This is a genomic window from Paracoccus limosus (assembly GCF_009711185.1).
Taxonomy (GTDB): domain Bacteria; phylum Pseudomonadota; class Alphaproteobacteria; order Rhodobacterales; family Rhodobacteraceae; genus Paracoccus; species Paracoccus limosus.
Map to the genome: position 1 here is coordinate 316,856 of NZ_WMIF01000001.1, position 7,822 is coordinate 324,677.

The window sequence follows — 7,822 nt, forward strand, 5'->3', positions numbered from 1 at the left end:
AATTCACGAATGCAGGGAAACACGGGATGCAGATGCAGGCAGAGCGCGACGAGGCCGCCGCATGGTTCAGGGTGCTGCGCGACCGGATCGTCGCCGCCTTCGAGGCGCTTGAGGATGCCGGGCCGGGCAGCAATGCTCCGGGCCGTTTCGAGGTGCGCCCGACCCAGCGCCCCGAAGGCGGCGGCGGGCTGATGTCGGTGATGCGCGGCGGCCGGGTCTTTGAAAAGGTCGGCGTGAACTGGTCGGCGGTGCATGGCACGCTGTCGCCCGCCGCGCAGCAGGCGATGGCCGCGCGTGGCGTGCCGGGAGTTAAGACCGATCCGCGCTTCTGGGCCTCGGGGATCAGTCTGGTCGCGCATATGCAGAACCCGCATGCGCCGGCGGTGCATATGAACACCCGCATGTTCTGGACGCCCGGCGCGTGGTGGTTCGGCGGCGGCACCGACCTGAACCCCTGCCTTGAGATCGCCGAGGATACCGCGCATTTCCACGACACGTTGCGCGCCGCCTGCGCGCCGCATGGCACCGATTACTATGACCGCTTCAAGGCCTGGGCGGATGAATATTTCTTTGTCCCGCACCGGGGCCGGGCGCGCGGCGTCGGCGGCATCTTCTATGATGATCTGAACAGCGGCGACTGGCAGGCCGATTTCGCCTTTACCCGTGCGGTGGGCGAGGCCTTCCTGCCCGCCTTCCTGCCGCTGGCCGAAAAACGCATGGCCCAACCCTGGGGCGAGGCGGAAAAGGACGCGCAACTGATCCATCGCGGGCTCTATGCCGAATATAATCTGGTCTATGACCGGGGCACCAAGTTCGGCCTTGCCACCGGCCATGATGCCGAGGCGGTGCTGATGTCGCTGCCACCTCTTGCGAAATGGGCATGACGCCAACGCTTTACCTGCTGCGCCACGGTCAGACGGAATGGAACGCGCAAGGCCGGCTGCAGGGACGGCTGGATTCGCCCCTGACCGCGCTGGGGCGGGGGCAGGCCAAGCGGCAGGCGCAGCTGATCGCCGCCCTGCCGCCCGAACTGCAATGCTGGAGCAGCCCGGCAGGCCGGGCGGTCGAGACGGCGCGGATCGCGCTGGGGGGGCGGCCGCTGGCTTTCGACGCGCGGCTGGCCGAAATCGACATCGGTGCCTTTACCGGCCGCACCCTGTCCGAATTGCAGTCCGCCCATCCCGAGCAGTTTTCCGGCGGTGGGCTGGACTGGTATGACCGCACCCCGCAGGGCGAGGATTTCGCGGCGCTGCACGCCCGCGTCCGGTCATTTCTGGACGGGTTGCGCGCGCCGGCGATCATCGTCACCCATGGGGTGACGCTGCGCATGATCCGGCTGGTCGCCATGGGGTTGCCCTTGGCGCGAATCGGAGAAATGTCGGTGTTTCAGGGGGCGCTGCACCGAGTCAGCGCCGGCAGGCATCAGGTGTTTTTCTGATGCAGTGGTCGCGCCGGGTTGCCGGCCACGGTCAGGCCGGCCGGCACATCCCGCGTCACCACCGCGCCCGCGCCGATGATGGCGCCATCACCCACGGTCACGCCCGGCAGCAGGATCGCGCCACCGCCGACCCAGACATCATCGCCGATGGTGATCGGGCGGCCCCATTCCACGCCTTTGGCGCGGCGCTTGATATCGCGGGGACGATCCTCGGTCAGCAGGTGCACGCCAGTGCCGAACTGGCAGCGCGCCCCAATGCGAATGTCGCAGATATCCATGAAATAGCAGCCGAAATTGACAAAGCAATCCGGACCGAAATGGATATGCTTGCCGTAATCCACCGCAAAGGGCGCGCGGATGACCGCGCCGTTCCACGTGCCCAGAAGCTGGTTCAGGGTGCGGGCGCGGGTCTTGTCGCCGATGATGGTGGCATTGTAGTCGCGCATCAGCCCCTGCGCCACCCGGCGCATCGCGACGAGCTCGCCATCGCCGGGATCATAGGGGCGCCCGGCCAGCATATCCTCGCGTGCGGTCAAATGAACCCCAACTCCAACCTGGCTTCGTCCGACATCATGTCCATGCCCCATTGCGGTTGAAAGGTCATTTCGACATCGACCTGCTTGACGCCGGGCAGCGCCTCGACGGCATCGGCGACCCAGCCGGGCATCTCGCCCGCCACCGGACAGCCCGGCGCGGTCAGCGACATGATGATGCGCACCGCGTTCTGATCGTCGATCGCGATGGTATAGATCAGCCCCAGATCAAAGATATTCACCGGGATTTCAGGGTCGTATACCGTCTTGCAGGCTTCGACGACACTGTCATACAGCGGATGGTCCGTGGTCGAAGGGGCGATCAGCGGATCGCCTTCCTGAAGGGTTTCACTGGTCATTCGGCGCGTCCTGTCACTTGTTGGCGATTATATAGGACTCTGACCGGCCGGGGTCCAGCCCGCCGCGCCATTCGCCGGGATCAGAAGCGGAAGTTCAGCCGCCGCGCGATGCCAATGCTGATCGAGGGCTGGCTGCGGGTTTCGACGATCGGTGAATCGCCGGCGTCGCCCAGCAGGCGGCCATAGGTGACGCGGCCCATCAGCGCGGTGTCGGGCATGAATTCGTAACGCGCCTCCAGCGTGGCGCGGGCGATATAGGCGCCACCATCAGGGTTAAAGGCGCGCTTGCCGCTGCTGGCCGATTCGCCCTCGGTCACGCCGAAATAGGTGCCGGTAAAGTCGCTGCTGCCAAGGCCCAGCTCGCCGCCGGCCCAGAAGGTCAGCTTGTCATTGTATTCAAAGCGGTATTTGGCGCCGACTTCGCCAACGGTGCCGTGGTGGCCGCCAAAGCCCTTGCGCAGCGCGCCATAGCTGACGGCATTCCCGCTGCGCCAGGACAGTTTGAAGCCGATCTCGCCGGCATAGCCGATGTCATCCAGACCATGCAGGCCGCGGGTGTCATCGGCGTCGCGCTTGCCGATATAGTTCAGCGAGGGCGCGATCGACAGCCCGTCAGGCTGACCGCGATCGGCGTCGACATTCTTCAGGATCAGCCAGGGCGCGGCCTCAAGCTTGTCCGAGCCCATGAATTCAGGCGTGTACTTCATGCCCAGCCCGGCATCGACCGACAGCGAACGGTCAAGGGTCTGCGCCCCGGCGACAGAGGCGGCACCGATCACGCAGGCGGCGGCAAGGGCAAGAGGTTTGAACATGGCGAATCCTTTGAACTGCGCGCAGGCTTGGACCATGTGGCCCTGTCAGGCAAGCATGTGATCCATCCAGTAGGCGGGAAAATTCCCGACTGTTGCATTCAGACGCGTTCGGCGGCCTCCAGCCGTTCCAGCGCCTGCATCCACAGCCCCTCGGCGCGCAGCATGGCCTCGCTGGCCTCGGCATGTTTGCGGCCAAAGGCCTCGGCCTTTTGGGCATCGTCATAGGTGGCCGGGTCGGCCATGATCGCGTCCAGCTTTTCCAGCATCGCGTCCAGCTTCTCGACCCGCTCTTCGGCGCGACGGGCTTCGGCGCGCAGATCAAGGATCTGGTCGCGCGAGGGGCGCTTGACCGCGGGCTTTTCCGCCTTTGGCGCGAGCTTGTCATCGCCCGTCAGCAGCATGCGGCGATAATCGTCCAGATCACCCTGCCAGGGCGAGACGCCGCCCTGATCGACCAGCCACAGCCGGTCGGCGACCAGATTGAGCAGATGCATGTCGTGGCTGACCAGCACCACGGCGCCAGTGTAATCGTTCAGCGCCTCGGTCAGCGCCTCGCGCGATTCGATGTCGAGGTGGTTGGTCGGCTCGTCGAGGATCAAGAGATGCGGCGCGTCGATGGTGGCCAACAGCAGGGACAGCCGCGCCTTTTGCCCGCCCGAAAGCTGGCGCACCTTGGTTTCGGCCTGCGCCTCCATCAGTCCGAAGCCCGCCAGCCGCGCCCGCAGCCGGGGCGGCGCCTCATCGGGACGCAGCCGCCGCACATGCGCAAGAGGCGTCTCGTCCAGCTCCAGCTCATCGACCTGATGCTGGGCGAAATAGCCGATGCGCAGCTTGCCCGAGCGGTTGATCCGCCCCTCCATCGGCTCGAGCCGCCCGGCAAGCAGCTTTGACAGCGTCGATTTGCCCTGACCATTGCGGCCCAGCAGCGCGATGCGGTCGTCCTGATCGATGCGCAGGTTCAGCCGGTGCAGCACGATGCGCGTGTCGTAACCCACCGAAACCCCGTCCAGCGAGACGATCGGCGGCGACAGCTGATCGGGCTGCGGAAAGCTGAAGCGGTGGAACTTGGCCTCTTCGGGCGCGGTGATCGGCTCCATTCTGGCCAGCATCTTGATGCGGGCCTGCGCCTGCACGGCCTTGCTGGCCTTGGCGCGGAAACGGTCGACAAAGCTTTGCAGATGCGCGCGGCGGGCTTCCTGCTTTTTCGCCTCGGCGGCCTGCAACGCGCGTTTCTCGGCGCGGGTGCGGGCAAAGGTGTCATAGCCGCCGGTGTAAAGCACCAGCTTGCGATCCTCGAGATGCAGGATATGGCCCACGGCGCGATTGAGCAGGTCGCGGTCGTGGCTGATGACGATGACGGTATGCGGATAGCGTTGCAGATAGCTTTCCAGCCACAGCGCGCCTTCCAGATCCAGATAGTTGGTCGGTTCGTCCAGCAGCAGCAGATCGGGCTGCGAGAACAGGACCCCCGCCAGGGCGACCCGCATCCGCCAGCCGCCAGAATAATCGCTGGTCGGGCGGGCCTGATCTTCGGTGGAAAAGCCAAGGCCGCGCAGGATCGTCGCGGCGCGCGCCTCGGCGGACCAGGCGTCGATATCGGCCAGCCGGGTCTGGATTTCCCCGATGCGATGGGCGTCGGTTGCGGTCGCGGATTCCGCCAGCAGGCTTGCGCGTTCCTCATCGGCGGCCAGCACGGTGTCCAGCACGCTGACCTCGGTTCCCGGCGCCTCTTGCGCGACGCCACCGATGCGGGCGCGTGAGGGCAGGGTGATCTGGCCGCCGTCAAGGCCAAGGTCGCCCCGGATCAGCTTGAACAGCGTGGTCTTGCCGGCGCCGTTGGGGCCGACAAGGCCCACCTTGTGGCCGTCCGGAATGGTGGCGCTGGCCTGCTCAAAGAGCGGCCGGCCGGCGATGGAATAGGAAATGTCGTCGATACGCAGCATGCCCCTCGCATGGCGCAAGGCGGGGGCGGCGTCAATGCCGCGCCCGCTTTTCAAGCCGCTGCGAAGATGTTAACCGGGCGCGGAATTTCGGGCCAAGGGGTCCGGAACAGCAAAGGATAGAACCATGGCCACCGAACGCACGCTTTCGATCATCAAACCCGACGCCACCAAGCGCAACCTGACCGGCAAGATCAATGCCAAGTTCGAGGATGCCGGCCTGCGCATCGTCGCGCAAAAGCGCATCCAGCTGACCCTGGCCCAAGCCGGCCAGTTCTATGCCGAGCACAAGGAACGCCCCTTCTATGGCGAACTGACCGAATTCATGATCTCGGAGCCGGTCGTGGTGCAGGTTCTGGAAGGCGAAGGCGCCATCCTGAAAAACCGCGAAGTCATGGGCGCGACCAACCCGGCCAACGCCGACGAAGGCACCATCCGCAAGGAATTCGCCCTTTCGGTCGGCGAGAACTCGGTCCACGGTTCGGACAGCCCGGAAGCGGCTGCGCGCGAAATCGCCTTCTTCTTCTCGGGTCTGGAACTGGTCGGCTGATCTGCCGCCAACCATGGCTTTGACATGTTTGCGGGCCGCCCTTGGGGCGGCCCGTTCGCGTCCTGACTGGCGCGCGGGATCAGTTGTCGCTGCCGATGTGGGTGACCAGCCCGAAGTTCGCCGAATGGCCCAAGGTGTCGTCGCTGGCCACGGCCGAGTTGATGCCACGGCTGCTTTGTTCGGTCAGGAACTTGACCAGAGCGGCGCGGCGGTCAGCATGCTTTTCAGAAGCGATCTGGCCCAGTTGGCTGGTGGTGAACTGGCCGGCGTCAAGGCCCAGCAGAGCGGCCTGCATGCGGTCGCCCGAGTTCACGGTGCCGGCAAAGGCGGGGGCGGCAACGGTCAGCGCAACGGCGGCAATCGCGAATTTGTTCAGCATTTTCTTCTCCATGTGGCCGGCGCAGTTTCTGTTTGCGCCGGTGATGAGTGCAATATGATCATTGCGATCCGGCGTTAAACTGGCCAGAAAGAACAGTGATTGTGCGAAACTGAGTTGAACCAATGCGACTGAACCTGTGGACGGAAATCCGCACCGTGGCGCAGGTGGCACGGCTTGGCCGGGTCAGCGCCGCAGCCGAGGCGCTGGGGATGCATCATGCCTCGGTCATCCGCCATATCGACACGCTCGAGGCCGAGCTGGGCGCCAAGCTGTTCCAGCGCCACGCGCGCGGCTATACCCCGACCGAGGCCGGGCAAGAGCTGCTGCGCACCGCCAGCCTTGTCGATGAGCATTTCGTGCAGATGCGCGCCCGCATCGATGCCGCCCGGCACGAGATCTCGGGGCGGCTGGTGCTGACCGTGGTGCCGGGGCTGGTGGATCTGATGCTGCCGGTAATCCGGCGCTATCTGCTGGCGCATCCCAAGGTGCAGCTGGTGTTCAGCGCCGATCAGCGCAATTACGAATTGTCGCGCGGCGAGGCGCATATCGCCCTGCGCGCCGGGCCGCGTCCGACCGGGCTGGATCATGTGGTCTCGCGTGCCTTCGACTGGACGCACGCGTTGTTCGCGGCGCCCGAATATATCCAGAAACACGGCCAGCCCCGGCATCTGGACGAGCTGGCGCAGCATCGTTTCGTCGGCGGCGAGGACAGTTTCGCCCGCGTGCCCTTCAACCTGTGGCTCGACAGCCGCGTCCCCGAGGATGCTTTTGCCCTGCGCACCCCGCAAAGCGGCGCCGCCTATCGCGCCATCCGCGACGGGCTGGGCATCGGCTTTCTGGGCCGGGCGACGGCATGGCCCAAGATGGTCGAGCTGTTTCCCGATTTCGATCCGCCGGAATGGCGGGTGGCGGTCTGGATGGTGACGCATGTGGATCTGCACCGCAGTCCCAAGGTGCAAAGCCTGACCCGGTTCATTCAGGACGAGATCCAGACCCTCTGGCAGACCGGGCGCCAGAACCCGACGCCCACAGGCTAGCCCCCCGAGAGAGGCGGCGGAAAATGAAAAGGGCCGGCGCGCGGCCAGCCCTTTCCGATCCTGCCTCATCGGCCTGGCTTATTCTACCAGTGCCTTGTTGTGTTGGGCATGGCGCACTGCCAGCTTGCGGCCCTGACGGCCCGAAGCCAGAATGCGTGCGCCCTGCGGCATCTCGGCCGTTTCGGTGTCGCGCAGCTCGGGGAAGATCGCAAAGATCTCGTCCCGCGCGGCCTCGCCGACGGCTTTCAACGCCTCGGTCCCGGTATAGAGCGACTCGGTCTGGGCGCCCTCCGAGAAGACCACCTCGTGGCGGTCGAACAGGAAGTGGACATATTCCACCTCATGCAGGTCGTCGGCGATGTCGATGCCGTCGATCTGCAGCAGCTGCTTGGCCGCAACCAGAATTTCGGTCGCGCCAAAGATCTTTTGCGCAATGCGCGAACGCACCAGAACGCGGTGCTGCGGCGACACGATCAGATCGCGTTGCGGCAGCCCGCAACCAAGCGCGCCGGCGCGGATGCGGATCGGGCGCAGCTGCGGATTCGCGGTCATGGTCGCGGCATCGATCAGCTGGGCGCCAACCCAGCGCAGCTCTTGCGGGCCGTGATCTGCGGTCATGACCATCATGCCGGGCTGCAGCGCCTCGACAGGCAGATCGCCCTCCTCGGTGCGGATCAGCGTGCCACGGGCAAAGCAGGGAACACAACCGCCGCCGCCACCGCCGCCGCCACCGCCGCCGCCGCCACCGCCGCCGCCACCGCCGCCGCCGCCGCC

The 7,822-nt window shown here is 65.8% G+C and carries 10 protein-coding genes; 4 read left to right on the plus strand and 6 right to left on the minus strand.

What is annotated here, in order from left to right; genetic code table 11:
• Positions 1–26 precede the first annotated feature (26 nt).
• Both hemF and GL279_RS01655 read left to right on the plus strand, forming a co-directional pair.
• The gene (hemF, locus tag GL279_RS01650) at positions 27–884 is read left to right on the plus strand and encodes an oxygen-dependent coproporphyrinogen oxidase (protein ID WP_155062863.1); all 858 of its coding nucleotides are present in this window, start codon (positions 27–29) and stop codon (positions 882–884) included.
• Complete coding sequence (locus GL279_RS01655; protein WP_246175071.1) at positions 881–1,438, plus strand: histidine phosphatase family protein; 558 nt, start codon at positions 881–883, stop codon at positions 1,436–1,438. Before hemF ends, GL279_RS01655 begins: the two co-directional genes overlap by 4 nt.
• Here the strand turns inward: GL279_RS01655 and GL279_RS01660 are convergent.
• The 4 genes from GL279_RS01660 to GL279_RS01675 form a co-directional block, all read right to left on the minus strand.
• Positions 1,423–1,974 (minus strand): sugar O-acetyltransferase, encoded by a 552-nt coding sequence (locus GL279_RS01660; RefSeq protein ID WP_246175073.1) that lies wholly within the window; start codon positions 1,972–1,974, stop codon positions 1,423–1,425. The genes GL279_RS01655 and GL279_RS01660 overlap by 16 nt on opposite strands.
• A complete protein-coding gene (locus GL279_RS01665; protein ID WP_155062865.1) occupies positions 1,971–2,330 on the minus strand; it encodes an SUF system Fe-S cluster assembly protein in 360 nt (119 codons plus the stop codon). Before GL279_RS01665 ends, GL279_RS01660 begins: the two co-directional genes overlap by 4 nt.
• An 80-nt stretch (positions 2,331–2,410) precedes the next feature.
• Positions 2,411–3,142: a MipA/OmpV family protein gene (locus GL279_RS01670; protein WP_155062866.1), complete on the minus strand. Its 732-nt coding sequence runs from the start codon at positions 3,140–3,142 to the stop codon at positions 2,411–2,413.
• Positions 3,143–3,240: 98 nt separating this feature from the next.
• Entirely contained in the window at positions 3,241–5,085 is a 1,845-nt protein-coding gene (locus tag GL279_RS01675; protein WP_155062867.1) for an ABC-F family ATP-binding cassette domain-containing protein, read from the minus strand.
• A 124-nt stretch (positions 5,086–5,209) separates the two neighbouring features.
• Here GL279_RS01675 and ndk point away from each other — a divergent pair, with 124 nt between their 5' ends.
• Positions 5,210–5,632: a nucleoside-diphosphate kinase gene (gene ndk / locus GL279_RS01680; protein ID WP_155062868.1), complete on the plus strand. Its 423-nt coding sequence runs from the start codon at positions 5,210–5,212 to the stop codon at positions 5,630–5,632.
• A gap of 79 nt (positions 5,633–5,711) precedes the next feature.
• Here ndk and GL279_RS01685 read toward each other — a convergent pair whose 3' ends face one another.
• The gene (locus tag GL279_RS01685) at positions 5,712–6,011 is read right to left on the minus strand and encodes a hypothetical protein (protein ID WP_155062869.1); all 300 of its coding nucleotides are present in this window, start codon (positions 6,009–6,011) and stop codon (positions 5,712–5,714) included.
• Between the two features lie 122 nt (positions 6,012–6,133).
• On the opposite strand from GL279_RS01685, the gene GL279_RS01690 reads away from it, so the two are divergent.
• The gene (locus GL279_RS01690) at positions 6,134–7,048 is read left to right on the plus strand and encodes a LysR family transcriptional regulator (RefSeq protein WP_155062870.1); all 915 of its coding nucleotides are present in this window, start codon (positions 6,134–6,136) and stop codon (positions 7,046–7,048) included.
• Between the two features lie 78 nt (positions 7,049–7,126).
• Here the strand turns inward: GL279_RS01690 and GL279_RS01695 are convergent.
• The coding region (locus GL279_RS01695; RefSeq protein ID WP_246175075.1) for a Hint domain-containing protein at positions 7,127–7,822 on the minus strand (696 nt) is incomplete at its 5' end.

Bases quoted from the DNA above. Each gene is read 5' to 3' on its own strand.
- ndk (WP_155062868.1), top strand. From the start codon at position 5,210: ATGGCCACCGAACGCACGCTTTCGATCATCAAACCCGACGCCACCAAG.
- GL279_RS01665 (WP_155062865.1), bottom strand. From the start codon at position 2,330: ATGACCAGTGAAACCCTTCAGGAAGGCGATCCGCTGATCGCCCCTTCG.
- hemF (WP_155062863.1), top strand. From the start codon at position 27: ATGCAGATGCAGGCAGAGCGCGACGAGGCCGCCGCATGGTTCAGGGTG.
- GL279_RS01655 (WP_246175071.1), top strand. From the start codon at position 881: ATGACGCCAACGCTTTACCTGCTGCGCCACGGTCAGACGGAATGGAAC.
- GL279_RS01690 (WP_155062870.1), top strand. From the start codon at position 6,134: ATGCGACTGAACCTGTGGACGGAAATCCGCACCGTGGCGCAGGTGGCA.
- GL279_RS01675 (WP_155062867.1), bottom strand. From the start codon at position 5,085: ATGCTGCGTATCGACGACATTTCCTATTCCATCGCCGGCCGGCCGCTC.
- GL279_RS01670 (WP_155062866.1), bottom strand. From the start codon at position 3,142: ATGTTCAAACCTCTTGCCCTTGCCGCCGCCTGCGTGATCGGTGCCGCC.
- GL279_RS01685 (WP_155062869.1), bottom strand. From the start codon at position 6,011: ATGCTGAACAAATTCGCGATTGCCGCCGTTGCGCTGACCGTTGCCGCC.